The sequence below is a fragment of the Hymenobacter sp. APR13 genome, assembly GCF_000737515.1.
Lineage (GTDB): Bacteria > Bacteroidota > Bacteroidia > Cytophagales > Hymenobacteraceae > Hymenobacter.
On record NZ_CP006587.1, the window covers coordinates 429,323 to 448,067 of the forward strand.

Sequence of the window (18,745 nt, forward strand, 5' to 3'; positions counted from 1 at the left end):
TCTCATGTCGTTCCCTTTACAATCTCCGCAGGGCAACCGGCCCTTCCGGCGCCTGCTGCTGACGCCGGCCGTGGGCAGCTTGCTGCTCACGGGCCTGGCCGCCGCCCAGCCGGGCGCGGCGCTGGCCTACGCTCCCACCCTACCGGCCCCTACGGCCGGCAAAGACCTGACTGCCGCCTTCAACGGCCCCGTTTCGGGGCGGGTGGTGGATGCCAAGGGCGAGGCCCTGCCCGGCGTAACGGTGGTGGTGGAAGGCACTACCCTGGGTAGCGCCACCGACGCCAACGGCAACTACACTATCCCGAACGTGCCGGCCGGCCCGCACACCCTGGTTATTTCCTCCATCGGCTTCACCACGGTACGCCTGCCGATTACGGTGGTGGATGGCCAGACCACGCAGGTGGCCGCCGCCACCCTGGCAGAAAACACCCAGGCCCTGAACGAAGTGGTGGTGGTAGGCTACGGCACCCAGACCCGGCAGGAGCTGACCACGGCCGTTTCGTCGGTGGGGGCGCGGCAGATTGAGCGGCAGACGGTGGCCGGCTTCGACCAGGCACTGCAGGGCCAGACGCCCGGCGTGCAGGTGACCTCGCCGAGCGGCGCGCCCGGCGCGGGTATCAACGTCCGTATTCGGGGCAACTCCTCGGTGAGCTTGTCGAACAGCCCGCTGTATGTGATTGACGGCGTGCCGGTTTTACCCTCCTATAATCGGGAGCTGGGCGGCTTGAGCAACCAGTCGCCGAACCCGCTGAACGCCCTCAACCCCAGCGACATCGAAAGCATCGACGTGCTGAAGGACGGCGCGGCGGCCGCTATTTACGGCGTGCGCGCTTCCAACGGCGTGGTGGTGATTACGACCAAGCGTGGCAAGGCCGGCAAGGCCCAGGTCGGCCTAAGCATGTACTACGGCCAGCAGCAGCTGCGCAAAAAGCTGGACGTGCTCAACGCCCGCCAGTTTGCCGAGTACTACAACGAAGCCCTGATCAACGGTGGCCGCACCGCCGCGTATCCTGACCTCAACAACCTGCCCGCCAACACCGACTGGCAGGACGAGGTGTACCGCACGGCCGCCATCCAGAACTACCAGCTCAACGTGAGCGGCGGCTCCGACAAAACCCGCTATTATGTGAGCGGCGGCTACTTCAAGCAGGACGGTATCTTCCGCAACTCGGGCTTCGACCGGTTTAGCTTCCGCATCAACCTGGATCAGGAAGTGAGCAAGCGGTTCCGTATCGGCACCAATCTGAACCTGAGCCGCACCAACAACAACGGCTCAGTGCGCTCGGAGCGCGGCTCCGGCAACGGCGGCACGGTGCTGGGCACCATCACCCAGATTCCGACGCTGCCCGTGCGCAACGCCGACGGCACCTACGCCACCAACCCCTTCAACAGCAGCTTCGACAACCCTGTGGGCAACCTGCTGGAAACCCGCAACAAGGCCCTGATTTATCAGGCCATCGGCAACATCTACGGCGAGCTGGACATCCTCGACAACCTGCAGTTCCGCTCGTCGCTGGGCATTGATTTCCGCTCGCAGGTGGAGAATGAGTACGTGACCCGCGAGTACCCCGGCAACCGCCAGACCAGCACGCCCGACCCGGCCACGCTCGGCCAGGCCCGCACCGGCACCGACCAGCAGGTGATCTGGCTGAACGAAAACACGCTGACCTATAACCTCACACTGGGTGAGAAAAGCCGCCTGACGCTGCTGGCCGGCCAGTCGGTGCAGGCGTCCAACCGGTTCACGTCCAACGCCCGCGCCACGGGCTTCCCGTCCAACGCCGTGCCGTACCTCTTTGCCGGCACCGCCAACCGCTCGGTGAGCAGCTTCGAGTCGGAGTGGGCGCTGCTGAGCGCGTTCGGGCGCGCCATCTACAACTACGACGACCGGTACCTGGCCACCGTCAGCTTCCGGGCCGACGGCTCCAGCCGCTTTGCCAAAAACAAGCGCTTCGGCTATTTCCCGGCCGTCAGCGCGGGCTGGAACATCAGCAAGGAAAGCTTCTTCCCGCAGATTGACGCCATTAATAGCCTGAAGCTGCGCGCTTCCTACGGCGAAAACGGCAACCAGGAAATCGGTGACTACGTGCGCTTCTCCACCTACGGCTCGGGCTTCGGCTACCAGGGCAACGGCAGCATTTCGGGCGGTATCGCGCCGGAGCGCATCGGTAACGCCGACGTGAGCTGGGAGGTAACCAAGCAAACCAACCTGGGCCTCGACCTGAGCTTGCTGGAAGACCGCCTGACCTTCAACGCCGACCTGTACCGCAAGCGCAGCACCGACCTGCTGTTTGAGGTGCCGCTGCCGCTGAGCACCGGCGCCCAGACGCTCAACATCATCCAGAACCTGGGCGAAGTGGAAAATAAGGGCCTGGAGCTGGGCTTGAACACGGTGAACGTGCGCGCCGAGGACAACGGCTTCGCCTGGAGCACCAACCTGAACTTCACGCTCAACCGCGGCAAGGTCATCAACATCGGGACCGTGCGCAACGAGCAGGGCCAGGAGAGCGGCCGCCAGATCATCAACGACTACAACATTGTGCGCAATGGCTCGCCGCTGGGCACTTTCTACGGCCTGAAAGCCGACGGCATCTTCCAGACCGACGCCGAGGCCCGCGCCCAGAACCCTAATGCCCGCGCCGGCGACCAGCGGTTTGCGGACCTGAACGGCGACGGCCGCATCAACGACCAGGACCGCACGGTGATTGGCAATGCCAACCCCAACTCCATTGCGGGTGTCACGAACACCTTCTCGTTTAAGGGACTGGAGCTGAGCGTGTTCTTCCAGGGCTCGTTTGGCAACGACATCTACAACGAAAACCGCCGCACCACCGAGGGCATGAGCCAGGCCCTCAACCAGACCACCCGCGTGCTGAACCGCTGGACCCCGACCAACACCAACACCGACGTACCCCGCGCCGTGTTCGGCGACCCGGCCGGCAACAACCAGGTGTCCAGCCGCTTCATCGAGGACGGCTCATATGTGCGCCTCAAGAACCTGACGCTGGCCTACGGCCTGCCGCAGAGCGTGCTGCAGAAGTCCGGCATCAGCGGCGTGCGCGTCTACGTGACGGGCCAGAACCTGCTCACTTGGACCGACTACTCCGGCTATGACCCCGAAGTAAGCGCCGACCCCTTCTCCAGCACTGGCTTCGGCCGCGACCTGGGCGTGTATCCGCAGGCCCGCACCTACACGGTAGGTCTGAACGCCACTTTCTAACCGACTCCCACTCATGAAAAAGATACTGTACCCTATTCTGGCGGCCCTGCTGGTTACGACCAGCTGCGACATCCTCGACAAGGAGCCGCTGCCCAGCGTCACGCCCGTCAACTTTTTTCAGAACGCCGACGACGCCGAGGCCGGCATTTCGGCCGCCTACGACGCCCTGCAGCAGGAAGGCACCTACGGCCTGGATTTGATTGCCGTGGGCGAAATGCCGACCGACAACGCTAGCAGCACCAACGGCGACGTGACCGATCTGGACCGCTTCACGTGGCGCCCCACCACCAAGCAGGTGCGCACCGTGTACACGGCCTCCTACATCGGCATCAACCGCGCTAACGCTGTGCTGAAGTACGTGCCCACCATCACGATGCCGGAAGCCCGCCGCAACCAGATTCTGGGCGAGGCCCGCTTCCTGCGCGCCCTGCACTACTTCAACCTGGTGCGCCTCTACGGCGGCGTGCCGCTGCGCCTGGAGCCCACCGAAACCGGCGACCCGGCCGTGCTGAACCTGAGCCGCGCCAGCGCCGACCAGGTGTACGCGCAGATTGTGGACGACCTCACGCAGGCCGCCGAGCTGGCCCCAACGGGCAATGCCACGGCCCGCACCCGCGCCACGCGCGGCTCGGTGAACGGCCTGCTGGCCCGCGTGCAACTCACGCAGCGCAACTGGGCCGCGGCCGGCACTGCGGCCGCGCAGGTGGTATCCAGCGGCTTCTACGGCCTCGAAAGCACGCCCAAAGCCCTGTATCCGGCCAACAACCGCCGCGAGTCGGTGTTTGAGGTGCAGTTTGCGGGAGCTGACGACGGGGGCAACATCTTCCCCGACGTGGCCTTGCCCGCGCCGCCCGCTACTTTCTCGTTTCCGAAGTTCAACATCCCTACGCCTGAGCTGCTGGGTGGCGGCCCCAACGGCGCCGACACCACCACCTACGCCCCCAACAACCCGCAGCAGCGCCGCACCGACCTGCGCTGGGCCTATATCGGCAACGTGACGGGCGGCCGCGACCATGTGAGCTACGTAGACGGCGGCCCTGGCACCGGCAACGACGACGGCCCCTTCGTGTACAAGTGGCCCGGCAACCCCAACAGCTTCAACTCCGCCGACAACACCTACGTCATCCGCTACGCCGATGTGCTGCTGATGCAGGCCGAAGCTGCCAACGAACAGGGCCAGACGGCTGCTGCGCTGCCGCCCCTCAACCAAGTACGGACCCGCGCCGGGCTGGCGGCACTCACGGCTGCCTCGCCGGAAGCCGCCAGCCAGGCCACGCTGCGCAACGAAATCGACCGGCAGCGCCGACTGGAGCTGGCCTTCGAGGGCGAGCGGTGGTTTGACTTGCTGCGCTACACCCGCCACGAAGCCGCCCAGTCCGGCGTCAACCACCCCAAGGATGCCCTCGACGCCATCCAGGAGAAGCTGACCCGCCGCGACGTGAACTACCTGCTGCTGCCCATTCCGCAGCAGGAAACCAACACCAACCCCAACGTAACCCAGAACCCGGGGTACTAACAGCAGGGCTGCCGCTGTCATGCCGACGAAAAAAGGAGCCTGGTTGAATCTGCTGAACGACCCTGGTATGGCTTCAATTTTCGGCGGAAGGCAGCGGTAGCTTCCTGTGCTCGGGGCGCTGCAACGCCCCGGGACAAGCTGCGCGGTCCGGCGCATTTCCGGCCAACAGGAACCAGGGCCGGTTTCGTGGGGGGACACCTCGGAATCGGCCCTCGGGGCCTGGGCTGGCGGCGGAAGCCGCTGGGCCTGGCTGCCACTCCTGCCCTTTTCTGCTTTTCCGACTTGCTATGATTTCCACTTTCCGATCTACCAGCTTTTCGCTGCTGCTGCTGCTGGGCCTCGGCGCAGGCTGCCAGCGGCCACCCCAGGCCAGCACCGCCCCGGCTCCGGCCAGCACCAGCCGTTCGGCCGCATTCTGGCTCACCACTCCCGATAAATCGGCTTTGTTTCAGCTGCAGCCGGCGCCCACCTGGAGCGCCAGCCCGGCTGCCGGGGCGGTTATTGAAGTCGATGACAGCCAGACCTTTCAGCCGATTGACGGCTTCGGGTACTGCCTGACGGGCGGCAGCGCCGAGCTGCTACACCGCATGGATGCACCCAAACGCGCCGCGTTGCTGCAGGAGCTGTTCGGCACCACCGGCAACGCTATTGGCGTCAGCTACTTACGCCTGAGCATTGGGGCTTCCGACCTCGATGCCCAGGTTTTCAGCTACGACGACCTGCCCGCCGGCCAGACCGACCCTACCCTCGCTAAGTTCAGCCTCGCCCCCGACCGGGCCCACCTGCTGCCCATCCTGAAGGAGATTCTGGCCATCAACCCGGCCATCAAGCTGCTCGGCTCGCCCTGGTCGCCGCCGACCTGGATGAAAACCAACGGCAACTCCAAAGGCGGCTCGCTGAAGCCTGAGTTTTACGACGCCTACGCCCGCTACTTCGTGAAATACGTGCAGCAGATGAAGGCTGAGGGCGTGCGGATTGACGCCATTACCATCCAGAACGAGCCTTTGCACCCCGGCAACAACCCCAGCTTGCTGATGCTGGCCGAGCAGCAGGCCGAGTTCGTGAAGAAGCACCTCGGCCCCACATTCAAAGCGGCAAAGCTGGACACCAAAATCATCGTCTACGACCACAACGCCGACCGGCCCGACTACCCGATTACCATCCTCAACGACCCCGAGGCCAAGCAGTACGTGGACGGCTCGGCGTTTCACCTCTACGCCGGCCCCATTGAGGCCCTGAGCCAGGTGCACGACGCCCACCCCGACAAGAACCTGTACTTCACGGAGCAGTGGGTAGGCTCGAAGAGCAACTTCTCGGAAAACCTGCCCTGGCACGTGCGCACGCTCATCATTGGAGGCACGCGCAACTGGGCCCGCACGGTGCTGGAGTGGAACCTGGCCGCCGATCCGCAGCAGAACCCGCACACGCCCGGCGGCTGTACCGAGTGCCGCGGCGCCCTCACGCTGGACGGCAACACCGTCAGCCGCGAAGATGCTTACTACATCATTGCGCACGCCAGCAAGTTTGTGCGGCCCGGTTCGGTGCGCATTGGCTCTAGTGTAACCGGCAAGCTGGCCAACGTGGCCTTCAAGGCGCCCAACGGCGACCGGGTGCTGATTGTGCAGAACGACAACCCCACCGCCCAAACCTTCAGCGTGCGCCACGCCGGCCGCACGTTTGCCTCCACCCTGGCCCCCGGCGCCGTGGGCACCTATGTGTGGTAGAATTCTGACTTGAAACTACTTACACCAACCTTTCTTAATTCCCATGAAAAACCTATTTACCCTTTCTGCCACCGTAGCCTTGGCGGCCACGGCACTGAGCGCCCAGGCGCAGTTCACGGTTGATGGTACGCTGGCGCCCGCCGAGGTGGGCACCGGCGTAGGCAAATACCAATTGGTGGGCACGTACACCAACTCGCACTCGGTAGCCGACCGGGGCCTGAAAACGCTGTACATGGGCACAACGGCCACCACGCTCAACATTATGGTGGTAGCCTCGCCGGAGCAGACAGCCTACAGTGCGCTTTTGCTTTACCTCGATACTCCTAACCGCACGGGCACGCCTGCCGGCACCCGCCTAGCCGGGGGCTCCGACAACACCTCACAGTTCCGTATTCGGCCTACGCTGGACATGCCGGTTGATTTCGGCTTCCGCCTCACGACCTCGCCCCTGAACGGCAGTGACCAGAATGCCTACCATAGCAAAATCGACTATACGGCCACGCCCAACGCGGCCGGCCGCTACCCCGATGTGTATCTGGGCTCGACCAACAAAACGGGCACTGCCTTCACCGTAACGGATGCCAACAGCGGTGTAGTGGGCGCCAAGATATCGTTTAAGACCAGCGCTACGGGTAGCGTGGCCGCCAACACCACCACCGGCTGGGAAATAGAGTACCCCCTGGCAGCTCTGGGTGGCGCCGCCGCTAATGATGTTTTCCGGGCCATGGTGGCCTATGTGGCCGACAACGGGGACTTCTACTCGGACGTGCTGCCGCAGATTGCCGGCCAGACTACCGCCCTGGGTGCCGACCCTGACTTCTCCGCCATTGCCGGCAACCAGAGCTATGCCTATCAGGTGGGGGCGGGGCCGTTGGCTACGCGCACCGCCAGCGCCGCCCTGCAGGCCACGGCCTATCCTAACCCCCTGGCGGCCAACAGCCGCCTGACGTACGCTGTGCCTGGCACGGCGGCAGCTGTTAGCGTAGAGGTATACAACACGCTGGGACAGAAAGCCCTGACGCTACTTTCGGCCACCGAGGCAGCCGGTGCACATACGCTGGAGCTGGCACCGCTGCAGAAGCTGGCGGCGGGCACTTACCTGGTAACCTTGCGCGTTGGAAAGCAACTGAGCACCCAACGGGTAGTGGTTGAGTAAACGGTAGCGGGGTGGCGCGCTGCCGCCCCGCCATCAACCCATTCGCCGGGTTCTGCCGCTGAGGCGGTGCCTGGGCTATTTCCACGCATCTTCCTCTTTTAAATTTCTGTTTCCCTTTCCTATGCGCTTCCCTGGTATTTCTGCCCACCGCCTGCGTTCCGGCTTAGGCTTATTACTGCTTTCCTGTACACTATTGACGCAGTGCAAGTCGAAGCCGGATGAGACGCCAACTCCCAATCCGCCTGTGCCACCGACTCCGCCCACCGCCGGCCCGTCGCAGGTGGCGCTATGGCTGACTACCACCGACCAGTCGGCGCTGTTTCAGAAAAGCACGCTGGCGCTGAATTTCCTGGCGCCGGTGGGGCAGAATCCGACTATTGTAGTAGACACCACCCAGACGTTTCAGGGCATCGACGGCTTTGGGTACACGCTCACGGGCGGCAGTGCCCAGCTGCTCAACCAGCTGCCCGCCGCGAACCGCACCACGCTGCTGCGGGAGCTGTTCGGCACCGATGCCGGCAGCATTGGCGTCAGCTACCTGCGCATCAGCATCGGGGCTTCCGACCTGAGCAGCCGCGAATTCACCTACAACGACCTGCCCGGCGGCCAGACCGACCCCACGCTGGCCCGCTTCAGCCTGGAGCCCGAGCGCGCCGACCTGCTGCCGGTGCTGCGCGAGATTCTGCAGATCAACCCCGACCTGAAAATCCTGGGCTCGCCCTGGACGGCGCCCACCTGGATGAAAACCAACGGCAGCTTCGTGGGCGGCTCGCTCAAGCCCGAGTTCTACGACGTGTACGCCCGCTACTTCGTGAAATACCTGCAGCAGATGCAGGCCGAGGGCGTGCGCCTCGATGCCATTACCATCCAGAACGAGCCCCTGAACCCCTACAACAACCCCAGCATGCTGATGACGGCTGCGGAGCAGGGCAACTTCATCAAAAACAACCTGGGGCCGGCGCTGCAGGCGGCTGGGCTGACAACCAAAATCATCCTCTATGACCACAACACCGACCGTACCGACTACCCGCTCGCCATCCTGGCCGATCCGCAGGTGAGCCGCTACGTCGATGGCTCGGCGTTCCATCTGTACGCCGGCAACATCAACGCCATGAGCCAGGTGCACAACGCCTTTCCGGCCAAGAGCGTGTACTTTACGGAGCAGTGGGTGGGCGGCCCCGGCAACTTCGCCGCCGACTTCACCTGGCACATCAACAACCTGATTATCGGGGGCACGCGCAACTGGAGCCGCAACGTGCTGGAATGGAACCTGGCCGCCGACCAGAACTACGGTCCGCACACCAACGGCGGCTGCAGCACCTGCCTGGGTGCCCTCACCATCAACGGCAACACGGTTTCGCGCAACACGGCCTACTACACGGTGGCCCACGCGGCCAAGTTTGTGCGGCCCGGCTCGGTGCGCATTGGTTCTACTACCCCCGGCAGCCTCACCAACGTGGCTTTCAAGGCGCCGAATGGCCAGAAAGTGCTGATTGTGCAGAACACCAGCGGCACCACCCAGGCTTTCGACATCCAGTACCGCGGCAAGGCAGCCAGCACCACGCTGCCGGCCGGCGCTGTGGGAACCTACGTGTGGTAGCCCACGGCGCCACTCTCTAGCATTTTCATTTCTGCCGCTGCCCCCACGCCAGCGGCACTGGCGGGCCACCCGCCGCCACTTTCCTTATGCGCAAAACCCTCCTTCCTTCCTTGCTACTGGCTGCGCTGTGCGCCGGCAGCGCCGTGGCTCAGAAAGCTGCCAAAAAATCAGGTAATTCTCAGCCGTATTCGGCCGTTGGCAAAAAGGCCCAGGTGTTTACCACGGCCGCCAACACCGAGCTGCGGCTCTCGGCCGGCAACACCCTCACGCTGCAGCCGGTGGGCCAGCCGCTGGAAACGCAGGTCTGCATCTTCGTGGACCCCGGCAAGACGTTCCAGACCATGCTGGGCATTGGCGGGGCCCTGACGGATGCCGCCGCCGAAACCTACGCCAAGCTGCCCAAAGCCGCCCAGCAGGAGCTCATGCAGGCTTACTACAGCCCCACGGCCGGCATCGGCTACACCCTGGCCCGCACCAGCATCCACAGTTCCGACTTCTCCAGCGGCCCCTACACCTACGTGGCCGACAAGGACGAACAGCTGAAAACCTTCAGCGTGAAGCACGACGAGCAGTTCCGGATTCCGTTCATCAAGCAGGCCCAGGCGGCGGCCGGCGGCAAGCTCACGATGTACGTGAGCCCCTGGAGCCCGCCCGCCTGGATGAAGGACAGCAACGACATGCTGCGCGGCGGCAAGCTGCTGCCCCAGTACCGCCAGACCTGGGCCGACTACTACGTGAAGTTCATCAAGGAGTATGAGCGCCAGGGCATTCCGATTTGGGGGCTGAGCGTGCAGAACGAGCCGATGGCCAAGCAGAAGTGGGAGTCGTGCATCTTCTCGGCCGAGGAGGAGCGCGACTTCATCCGGGACTACCTCGGCCCGACGCTGAAGAAAGGCGGCCTTGGCGACCGGAAGCTCATTGCCTGGGACCACAACCGCGACCAGATCTACCAGCGTGCCAGCACCATCCTCGACGACCCCAAGGCCGCGCAGTATGTGTGGGGCATCGGCTACCACTGGTACGAAACCTGGACCGGCAGCAGCATGCTCTTCGACAACCTGCGCCGCGTGCACGAGGCCTACCCCAACACCAACCTGATTTTCACGGAAGGCTGCGTGGAGAAATTCAACTTCGATAAGGTGAACGACTGGGCCTTGGGCGAGCGGTACGGCCACTCCATGATCAACGACTTCAACAGCGGCACCGTGGGCTGGACCGACTGGAACGTATTGCTCGACCAGACCGGTGGCCCCAACCACGTGCAGAACTTCTGCTTCTCGCCCATCATCGGCGATACGCGCACTGGCAAGCTGATTTACACCAACGCCTACTACTACATCGGCCACTTCTCCAAGTTCATCAAGCCCGGCGCGCGGCGCATCATCAGCGCCTCCAACCGCGACCATCTGAGCACCACCGCCTTCCTCAATCCCGACGGCAAAGTGGCCGTGGTGGTGATGAACAACAGCGACAAAGCCCAGGATTTCCAGCTCTGGATGCAGGGCCAGGGCGCCAGCGCCAACAGCCCCGCCCACTCCATCATGACAATGGTGGTGAACTAGCCCGCTGATAGCAAAACGCCGTTGAGCGTTGTAGGACGTCATGCTGAGCTTGCCGAAGCATCTCTACCGCCACAGTAATAACATACTAGTGCGGTAGAGATGCTTCGGCAAGCTCAGCATGACGTTCTTTTTTATGTTGGAAGCCGCCGCCGGGCCAACTCCGCGGCGGGTGGGCCGTTTGCAGAGGAAACCGTTTCCTGACTTTTCCTCTCCTGATTATGTGCGGCCGCTATACCTTCATTACCCCGGCTCCGGCCATTGCGGAGCGCTTCGAGGTGGCCGTGCCAGCCGACCTCGCGCCCAACTACAATGCTGCGCCCTCGCAGCGCCTGCCCGTTGTCACGAACACCGAGCCGGGGCGGGTGCAACTCTTTCAGTGGGGGCTGGTGCCGGCCTGGGTGAAAGACCGCACCACCGGCCCACAGCCCATCAACGCCCGCGCCGAAACCCTGGCCGAGAAGCCTTCCTTCCGGCAGCTGCTACAGCGGCGGCGCTGCCTGGTGCTGGCCGACAGCTTTTACGAGTGGCAGCAGACTGGCGGCAGCAAAGGCCCCAAAACGCCCCACCGCATCCTGCTGCAGAACAAGCAGCCCTACGCCTTTGCCGGCCTCTGGGACGAGTGGCTAGACCGCGCCAGCGGCGAGGTGCTGCCCACCTTCACCATCGTCACCACTGAGCCTAACGCCCTGATGGCCCGCATCCACAACCGCATGCCCGTGATTCTGCCGGGGCGTGAGGCGGAACTGGCCTGGCTGGACGACGGCCTGGGCCCGGCCGCCCACCAAGACTTACTGCTGCCCTACGCCGCCGACCAGATGCAGGAGTACGTGGTGAGCACCCTCGTAAACTCGCCGGCCCACAACGAGCCTAGTGTTCTGCTTCCGGCTTCCTAAATCCCGATTTCAAGCAGCCAGAAGCCTTTATAGCCTTGGCAATATCTATTCTGGGCTAGAGCCCGTATAAGGCCCAAAATTGAATTCTCCTCACTCACTATATTCTCACACCATGTTCAAGAAATTCCTCTCCGTCGCCACGCTGGCCCTGGCCGTAAACGTTGGCCTCTCTTCCACTGCCGCCGCCCAGACCACCAAAACCAAGTCGGACGACGAGAAGACCAAAACCAAAGACGCCGAAATGACCACCAAAACCAAGGTAGGTGACGATGGCAAGATGAAGGTGAAAGGCGAAGCCGCCGATGGCTCGAAGATGAAAGCCACCACCAAGCCCCGCAAAGGCAAGGACATGAAGGAAATGAAGATGAGCGGCGACGCTTCCATGAGCTCCGGCAGCATGGGCGCTTCCACGTCGGGTGGGGTGATGGTAGGCGGCGCCATGATGACGCCCGATAAGGACATCGTCGACAACGCCGTAGGCTCGGCCGACCACACCACGCTGGTAGCTGCCGTGAAGGCCGGCGGCCTCGTGGAGACGCTGAAAGGCACGGGCCCGTTCACGGTCTTCGCTCCCACCAACGCCGCTTTCGATAAGCTGCCCGCCGGCACCGTAAACACGCTGGTGATGCCCGAAAACAAAACCAAGCTCACCACCATCCTCACCTACCACGTAGTGCCCGGCCGCCTGATGGCTGCCGACCTGAAGGACGGCCAGACCCTGACCACCGTGGAAGGCGAAAACCTGACCGTACACCGTAGCGGCAACACCGTAATGATTCATGACGCCAAAGGCGGCATGGCCAACGTTACCATCCCGAACGTGGTATCGAGCAACGGCATTACGCACGTAATCGACACGGTACTGATGCCTACCAAATAAAGCTGGTATTGCCACCCTCGGTGGTTTGCCTGCTTAAAGGAAAGACCTGCTTCTGATGGAGCAGGTCTTTTTTTATGTGGCTACAGCATTGACAGGCGGCAACTACTAGGCAGGTAACAATTTAACCAGGCAGCCATTGCTATAAATTCCCGACCTTAGCCAACGATTTCCTTACCTCTTTTTGCCAGCATGAAACACTTTTTCGCCCGTTTGCTGGGCGCGGCGCTGACTTTGGGCAGTGTCGTGGCTTCAGCGCAAACTTTACCGCCTGCCCCCCCTACCTCCCTGCAGGGCCAGGCCCTGAAAGACTGGCTGCGCCAGAACTGGTACGACGGCAAGCGCACGGAGCTCAGCTATAATACCGCCCGCGGCAAGATGTACAACTACGTTGACAACTTCCAGGGCCGCGTAACGTGCGTGTACTCGGGCTACCAGGAAACGGTGCGCATCGACTCGGCCAGCACCAACCCGGGCGTGGTGAGTGGCATCAATTGTGAGCACAGCATTCCGCAGTCGTGGTTCAACGAGGTAGTGCGCATGCGCTCCGATATCCACCACCTGTTCCCAACGTTCATTCAGTGGAACTCGGACCGCGGTTCCGACCCGTTTGCCGAGATTCCAGACAACCAGACCACCAAGTGGATGCGCGGCGCCACCAGCCAAACTTCCATCCCCACCAGCAACATCGAGGAATACAGCGAGGACACCAACTCGCAGTTTGAGCCCCGCGAAGACCACAAGGGCAACCTGGCCCGGGCAGCCTTCTATTTCTACACCATGCACCAGGGCCAGAATTTCGACTCTGGCAAAGACGTCATCACGGCGCTGGCCGACCTGAACACGCTCTACCAGTGGCACCTTGCCGACCCAGTAGACGCCCGCGAGCGGGAGCGAAACCGCCGCACCGCCAAAAGCCAGGGCAACTTCAACCCCTACATTTCTTTCCCCGACCTCGTGGCCCGCGCCTGGGGCTTCCAGGTGGTGCCTACATTCTCGTTTGCCTCCGCCACCGGCAGCATCGTGGAAGGCAATAGCGGCACTACTACGTTCACGGCTACCGTGAACGTGACGCCTGCGCCTACCTCGGCCCTCACGGTGCAGGTAGCGTTTGACGCGGCCACCTCCACCGCCACCAGCGGCCAGGACTTCACCTTCACCTCGCCCCAGACGCTGACCTTCGCAGCCGGCCAGACCAGCCAGACCGTGACGGTAACCGTGAACGGTGACACCCAGGCTGAAGCCGACGAAACCGTGGTACTGGCGCTGCGCGACGCCGCCAGTGGCGCGGCCATCGGCGGCCCGGCTTCGCAGGAGCTTACCATCACCAACGACGACGGCACGCCGCCTTCGGTACGCTTTGCGGCGGCTACGGCCAGCCTCACGGAGGGCAACAGCGGCACCACTACCTACTCGGTGAACGTAACGGCGGCCAGCATTCCGGCCGGCGGCATCACGGTGCCCGTCACGGTAGAATCGGCCGGCACCACGGCCGATGCCGCTGACTTCACCCTCACCACCAGCACCCTCACCTTCGCCGCCGGCCAGAGCACCCAGGCCGTGACCCTGACCGTGAACGGCGACGTGGCACCCGAGCCCAACGAAACGGTGCGCCTGCGCCTAGGTACGCCCAGCAACGCCGCTGTACTCGTTGTTGCGCCCACTACCCACACGCTCACCATCCTCAATGACGACCAGGCGCCGGCCGGCTCGCCCTGCACCGACCTCTACTTCTCGGAGTACGTGGAAGGCGCCGCCAGCAACAGCAAGGCAGTGGAAATCTACAACCCCACCAGCGCGCCCATCAGCCTGACCGGCATCCGCCTGGAGCTGTTTGCCAACGGCTCGAGCACGCCCACGGCCACCCAGGCCCTGAGCGGCACCATTGCCCCCGGCGACGTGTACGTGGTGGCTAACACCGGCGTGGTTTCCACGGTGGTGCTGGGCCAGACGGACCTGCAGTCGGCCGTGTGCTTCTTCAACGGCGACGACGCCCTGGCTTTGTTCGACGGCACCGATACGCTGGACGTTATCGGCGTGATTGGCACCGACCCCGGCACCACCTGGACCATTCCGGGCGGCGGCTCCACCACCGACAACACGCTGGTGCGCAAGCCCACCGTGGCCCGCGGCGAAACCCGCTGGAGCGTGGGCGCCAGCACCTGGCAGGCCCTCGGCACCGACGTGTACACCAACGTAGGCAGCCACACCAGCACCGCCTGCATCGTCAACTCGACGGTGAAAAACGCGCCGCTGAACACTGGCCTGGCCGTGTACCCCAACCCGGCCGCCACGGCCGTGCAGGTGCAGGTAGCCGGCTTGCGCGGCCGCCACGCCGCCGACATTCGCCTCTACAACGCGCTGGGCCAGCAGGTGCTGCTCCAGGAGCGTACCATCAGCGGAGCCGATGCTACCCTGATTGACGTGCAGAACCTGCCCGCCGGCCTCTACTCCGTGCGGGTAGTAGTAGACGGCGTGCGCTACACCAGCCGCATAGCCGTGAAGCACTAAGCTGCCACCGGTTTAAGCCCAAAAAGCCCCGGTTTCCTGACGGAAACCGGGGCTTTTTTTGTGGTCGGCAAGCAGTGCATTCAGCTATGCTCTAGCCTCTAGCAAATCCTGAAACTCGGTGTGCTGGCGCACAAAGGCGGCCATAAACTTACAGCTGGTGCGCACCCGTAGCTGGTGCTGGCGGGCGTGGGCCAGACCGGCGCGGGCCAGCGCCTCGCCTACACCTTTGCCGCGTAGCTCCTTGTCAACAAACGTGTGGGTGAAGTCGATGATGCCTTTCTCGGGCGTGCTGTAGGCCAGTTCGCCGGTGTGGCCGTCGGTGGTGGCAATGAATTCCTGGTCTTGCGCGTGGTGTTCGATGTGGATGGACATGTGAGCGAGAAAACGAGAGAAGCAGATAATGAAAAAGCGGCCGTTTGCAGTTGCTGCCATTGGCTAAGACACTACGCGAAGCAGGCTTTCCAGGATTTTTTAGTTTCCACCCTAACCACAACCGGGCCTGCCTGCGTATGCAACACCGCAAGCCTTCTGGCTGCCTCTCCCTTCATCTTAGTTCCGCTACTCCTATGCAAACCCATCCTTCCGACCAGGACGAAAACACCACCCCCAACACCACGGGCAACACGGCCAGCAGCACGCCTCAGTACGGCGAGTTCGGCCACGCCGAAGCCCCTGCCCCTACGCCTGAGCAGCTGGCCTCGCGCCCGGCCGGCACCAATCCGGGCGGCGTAGCGGCCCCCTCCTACGTGGAGCCTGAGCAGCGCGGTAGCGTGCCGCAGAACCTCGACCCTGAGGGTGTGCGCGACGTGAAAGAAGCTGAATACGAAGACCAGCGCGAAGGCTGGGCCAAAGACGACCCACGCTACGGCGGCGGCACCCGCAACTGGGCCACGGCTGAACCAGCCAATAAAACTACCGCCCCGGCCGAGCAGGAAGGCAACGACGGCCGCACGGTATCCAACGACGGCAGCAACGACAACCCCGACGAGTTCAGCGCCCTGCGCCACGACGGCGGCGAAGGTGTACCCGGCAAGTAGGCTTCCGGTCCATTCCACTCATTCCGCATCCAGCCCCATGGCCACTCCCGAAAACCAAAACCCCGCCGACGCCCTCGACCCGAAATCCGGTGCCAACCTCTCCGATGAGCAGCGCAAGCACCGCGAAGAGCTCTACGGCTACAAGCGCGACGAAGAAGGCACCCTCGATACCTCGGCTATGCTCGACGACGCCACCGCCGGCGAGCCGACCGATAGCCCCACCACCGGCCCCGACCCCGACAACTCCAGCATGACCGACGAGCTGATGAACCCGGGCTTCAACAACCCCATCGACGACAATAACCGCTAGGACTCCATCTTCCCGGCGTTGCAGAAAGGCCTTCCACAGTTTGTGGAAGGCCTTTTTCGTATACTGCGGAGCTACCTCGGTCAGTGGCAGACCAGCGGGCATGGCCCGCCCTGGCGCTAGGTGCAACCTTCTGGCGGGCCGCTACGCATAAGCACCATATATTCTCCCATCCACTCCTCTCATCCCGCCTATGTCCGCCCTGCTTGTCCTCACTGATTTCACACCCGATGCCGACCACGCCCTGGCCTACGCCGCCGCCCTGGCTGCCCCGCTGGGCGCTTCGCTGGTGCTGCTGCACATCCGCCGCGAGTCGCTGCTTGACCCCGACGCTTTTACCGGCAAAATCAGGCACATGAGTGAGGGCGAGGTAGCGGCCGCTCTAGCCGAGCGGGCGGCTACTGTGCAGGTGCCTATTGTGGTGGAAACCGCCGTGGAAAGTGTGGCCAACGGCGTGGAAGAAGCCGTGAGCCGCCACCGCGCCGTGCTGGTTATCTTGGGCAAGCCCAACACCGACGCCACCCCCGACGAGTTGGTGGCCAGCACCTCGCTCACGCTGCTGCGCGCCACCCAGGTGCCGCTGTTGGTGGTGCCCGGCCAGGCCACGGCTGCCGTGCCGCCCGCCCGCCTCACCCTGGCCGCCGACGGCCAGCCCTTCCGGCTAGCGCCCGCCATCATTGCTTCCACCCAAAAGCTGCTGCAGCGGGTGCACCCAGCCCTCACAGTAACCCACGTAGCCGAGCCCGAAGACAGCGACGACTGCCGTATGGCCCTGGCCAGCGTGCTGCACAGCGGCCTCGGCACCGACCTGCCGCACATTGATACACACGGCGTGCGGCACCTGCAGCCCGCGGGCGGCATTCTGCAGGCGGCCGCCGAAACCCGCGCCGACCTGCTGGTAGTAGTGGCCCGGCGGCGCAGCTTCCTGGGGCAGATTTTCAACCGCAGCGTGTCGGCGCAGGTGGTGCTGCACAGCGCCGTGCCGGTGCTGCTGCTCCCGGCCAACGAGTAGCCGGCGCGGCCACCAAGTTGGAGAAAGGCCAGCTGAACGCAACGCCTGGCCGCCGCGGGCCGTTGGGGAAAGGGGTAAGTCCATCCCAACATCTCCTTTTATGTCTTCTTCCAACTCCGCCGATTCGCGCCGGCAGTTTCTGCGCCAGCTTAGCCTGACCGCCGCGGCCACCGCCGTAGCCGGCCCCACGGCGGCATTGGCCACTCCCCCTTCCACTATGCAATACGATGATCAAAAAAAACTCGGTTTCGCCATTGTAGGCCTCGGCAAGTTTGCTCAGGAGCAGATGATGCCGGCATTCAAGGAGTGCAAGCACGCCCGCATCACGGCCCTCGTGAGCGGCTCGCCCGACAAGGCCCGCAAGCTGGCCCGCGAGTACGGCGTCGAGGAAAAGAACGTCTACAGCTACGACAACTTCGATTCCATCAAGGACAACCCAGCCGTGGACGTGGTGTACATCGTGTTGCCGCCCGGCCTGCACGCCGAGTACACCGTGCGGGCGGCCAAGGCCGGCAAGCACGTGCTGTGCGAGAAGCCCATGGCCAATTCCGTGGCCGATTGCCAGAAGATGATTGAGGCCTGCGAAAAGGCCGGCAAGAAGCTGATGATTGCCTACCGCGCCCAGTTTGAGCCGTTCAACCTCGACGCCATTGCCCGCATCAAAAAGGGCGAACTGGGCAAGCTGCGCCAGATTACGGCCGACCACGGCCGCAGCGTGAAGCCCACCGAGGAACCCGCCGAAGCCTGGCGCGTGCAGAAAAAGCTGGCCGGCGGCGGTTCGCTCATGGACATCGGCATCTACTCCCTGAACGCCACCCGCTACCTCACCGGTGAGGAGCCCGTGGAAGTCACGGCCCAGGAGTTCAGCGACAAGTCGGACCCGCGCTTCAAGGAAGTGGAAGACACCATCCATTTCACGCTGCGCTTCCCCAGCGGCGTGTTGGCCTCGTGCACCAGCTCCTACAGCATTCAGGAGGTGAAGCGGTTCCGGGCCTTCGGCGACAAAGCCTGGCTGGACCTCGACCCCGCCACCGACTACTACGAGCACCGCATGACCATCGGCGATAAAGACGGCCAGCACCAGCCCAAGCTCAAGGAAGGCAACCAGTTCGCCGCCGAGCTCGACCACATGGCCGAATGCGTATTGCAAAACAAAACGCCCAAAACGCCCGGTGAAGAAGGCCTGAAAGACATCCGCCTAGTCATGGCCATCTACGAAGCCGCCCGCACCGGTAAGCGGGTGAAGGTGTAAGGACCTCACCCCCTAGCCCCCTCTCCCAAAGAGAGGGGGAACTAGATTTCTAGCAGCTAAAAACTAGGTTCAGTAAGC

At 63.6% G+C, this 18,745-nt stretch carries 14 protein-coding genes; 13 read left to right on the top strand and 1 reads right to left on the bottom strand.

Annotation, left to right across the window (positions count from 1 at the left end; all coding sequences use genetic code 11):
* The first annotated feature begins 4 nt into the window (after positions 1-4).
* The 9 genes from N008_RS01770 to N008_RS01810 all read left to right on the top strand — a co-directional run bounded on the left by N008_RS01770 (position 5) and on the right by N008_RS01810 (position 15,059).
* Complete coding sequence (locus N008_RS01770) at positions 5-3,220, top strand: SusC/RagA family TonB-linked outer membrane protein (RefSeq protein WP_052381083.1); 3,216 nt, start codon at positions 5-7, stop codon at positions 3,218-3,220.
* A gap of 13 nt (positions 3,221-3,233) precedes the next feature.
* A complete protein-coding gene (locus N008_RS01775) occupies positions 3,234-4,736 on the top strand; it encodes a RagB/SusD family nutrient uptake outer membrane protein (protein WP_044013284.1) in 1,503 nt (500 codons plus the stop codon).
* Between the two features lie 287 nt (positions 4,737-5,023).
* Positions 5,024-6,460 (top strand): glycoside hydrolase family 30 protein, encoded by a 1,437-nt coding sequence (locus N008_RS01780; protein ID WP_044013286.1) that lies wholly within the window; start codon positions 5,024-5,026, stop codon positions 6,458-6,460.
* A gap of 43 nt (positions 6,461-6,503) precedes the next feature.
* Positions 6,504-7,616: a T9SS type A sorting domain-containing protein gene (locus N008_RS01785; RefSeq protein WP_044013288.1), complete on the top strand. Its 1,113-nt coding sequence runs from the start codon at positions 6,504-6,506 to the stop codon at positions 7,614-7,616.
* A 244-nt stretch (positions 7,617-7,860) separates the two neighbouring features.
* Positions 7,861-9,216, top strand: coding sequence for a glycoside hydrolase family 30 protein (locus tag N008_RS01790; RefSeq protein ID WP_410471195.1), 1,356 nt, complete (start codon positions 7,861-7,863; stop codon positions 9,214-9,216).
* Between the two features lie 86 nt (positions 9,217-9,302).
* Positions 9,303-10,778: a glycoside hydrolase family 30 protein gene (locus tag N008_RS01795; RefSeq protein WP_044013290.1), complete on the top strand. Its 1,476-nt coding sequence runs from the start codon at positions 9,303-9,305 to the stop codon at positions 10,776-10,778.
* Positions 10,779-10,996: 218 nt separating this feature from the next.
* Positions 10,997-11,671, top strand: a complete 675-nt coding sequence (locus N008_RS01800) for an SOS response-associated peptidase (protein WP_044013292.1) — start codon at positions 10,997-10,999, stop codon at positions 11,669-11,671.
* A gap of 364 nt (positions 11,672-12,035) precedes the next feature.
* Entirely contained in the window at positions 12,036-12,551 is a 516-nt protein-coding gene (locus tag N008_RS01805; RefSeq protein WP_052381821.1) for a fasciclin domain-containing protein, read from the top strand.
* Positions 12,552-12,740: 189 nt separating this feature from the next.
* Complete coding sequence (locus N008_RS01810) at positions 12,741-15,059, top strand: endonuclease (RefSeq protein WP_044013295.1); 2,319 nt, start codon at positions 12,741-12,743, stop codon at positions 15,057-15,059.
* An 84-nt stretch (positions 15,060-15,143) separates the two neighbouring features.
* Here the strand turns inward: N008_RS01810 and N008_RS01815 are convergent, their stop codons facing one another.
* Positions 15,144-15,431: a GNAT family N-acetyltransferase gene (locus tag N008_RS01815; protein ID WP_052381085.1), complete on the bottom strand. Its 288-nt coding sequence runs from the start codon at positions 15,429-15,431 to the stop codon at positions 15,144-15,146.
* A 194-nt stretch (positions 15,432-15,625) separates the two neighbouring features.
* On the opposite strand from N008_RS01815, the gene N008_RS01820 reads away from it, so the two are divergent.
* The 4 genes from N008_RS01820 (at position 15,626) to N008_RS01835 (ending at position 18,667) form a co-directional block, all read left to right on the top strand.
* Entirely contained in the window at positions 15,626-16,096 is a 471-nt protein-coding gene (locus N008_RS01820) for a hypothetical protein (protein ID WP_044013297.1), read from the top strand.
* A gap of 37 nt (positions 16,097-16,133) precedes the next feature.
* Positions 16,134-16,406: a hypothetical protein gene (locus N008_RS01825; protein WP_044013300.1), complete on the top strand. Its 273-nt coding sequence runs from the start codon at positions 16,134-16,136 to the stop codon at positions 16,404-16,406.
* A gap of 190 nt (positions 16,407-16,596) precedes the next feature.
* Positions 16,597-17,415 carry a universal stress protein gene (locus N008_RS01830; RefSeq protein ID WP_044013302.1) on the top strand — a complete coding sequence of 273 codons (819 nt, stop codon included), beginning with the start codon at positions 16,597-16,599 and terminating at the stop codon, positions 17,413-17,415.
* A 100-nt stretch (positions 17,416-17,515) separates the two neighbouring features.
* Positions 17,516-18,667 carry a Gfo/Idh/MocA family protein gene (locus N008_RS01835; RefSeq protein WP_044013304.1) on the top strand — a complete coding sequence of 384 codons (1,152 nt, stop codon included), beginning with the start codon at positions 17,516-17,518 and terminating at the stop codon, positions 18,665-18,667.
* Positions 18,668-18,745: the final 78 nt, after the last annotated feature.

Bases quoted from the DNA above. Each gene is read 5' to 3' on its own strand.
- N008_RS01770 (WP_052381083.1), top strand. From the start codon at position 5: ATGTCGTTCCCTTTACAATCTCCGCAGGGCAACCGGCCCTTCCGGCGC.
- N008_RS01775 (WP_044013284.1), top strand. From the start codon at position 3,234: ATGAAAAAGATACTGTACCCTATTCTGGCGGCCCTGCTGGTTACGACC.
- N008_RS01780 (WP_044013286.1), top strand. From the start codon at position 5,024: ATGATTTCCACTTTCCGATCTACCAGCTTTTCGCTGCTGCTGCTGCTG.
- N008_RS01785 (WP_044013288.1), top strand. From the start codon at position 6,504: ATGAAAAACCTATTTACCCTTTCTGCCACCGTAGCCTTGGCGGCCACG.
- N008_RS01795 (WP_044013290.1), top strand. From the start codon at position 9,303: ATGCGCAAAACCCTCCTTCCTTCCTTGCTACTGGCTGCGCTGTGCGCC.
- N008_RS01800 (WP_044013292.1), top strand. From the start codon at position 10,997: ATGTGCGGCCGCTATACCTTCATTACCCCGGCTCCGGCCATTGCGGAG.
- N008_RS01805 (WP_052381821.1), top strand. From the start codon at position 12,036: ATGAGCGGCGACGCTTCCATGAGCTCCGGCAGCATGGGCGCTTCCACG.
- N008_RS01810 (WP_044013295.1), top strand. From the start codon at position 12,741: ATGAAACACTTTTTCGCCCGTTTGCTGGGCGCGGCGCTGACTTTGGGC.
- N008_RS01815 (WP_052381085.1), bottom strand. From the start codon at position 15,431: ATGTCCATCCACATCGAACACCACGCGCAAGACCAGGAATTCATTGCC.
- N008_RS01820 (WP_044013297.1), top strand. From the start codon at position 15,626: ATGCAAACCCATCCTTCCGACCAGGACGAAAACACCACCCCCAACACC.
- N008_RS01825 (WP_044013300.1), top strand. From the start codon at position 16,134: ATGGCCACTCCCGAAAACCAAAACCCCGCCGACGCCCTCGACCCGAAA.
- N008_RS01830 (WP_044013302.1), top strand. From the start codon at position 16,597: ATGTCCGCCCTGCTTGTCCTCACTGATTTCACACCCGATGCCGACCAC.
- N008_RS01835 (WP_044013304.1), top strand. From the start codon at position 17,516: ATGTCTTCTTCCAACTCCGCCGATTCGCGCCGGCAGTTTCTGCGCCAG.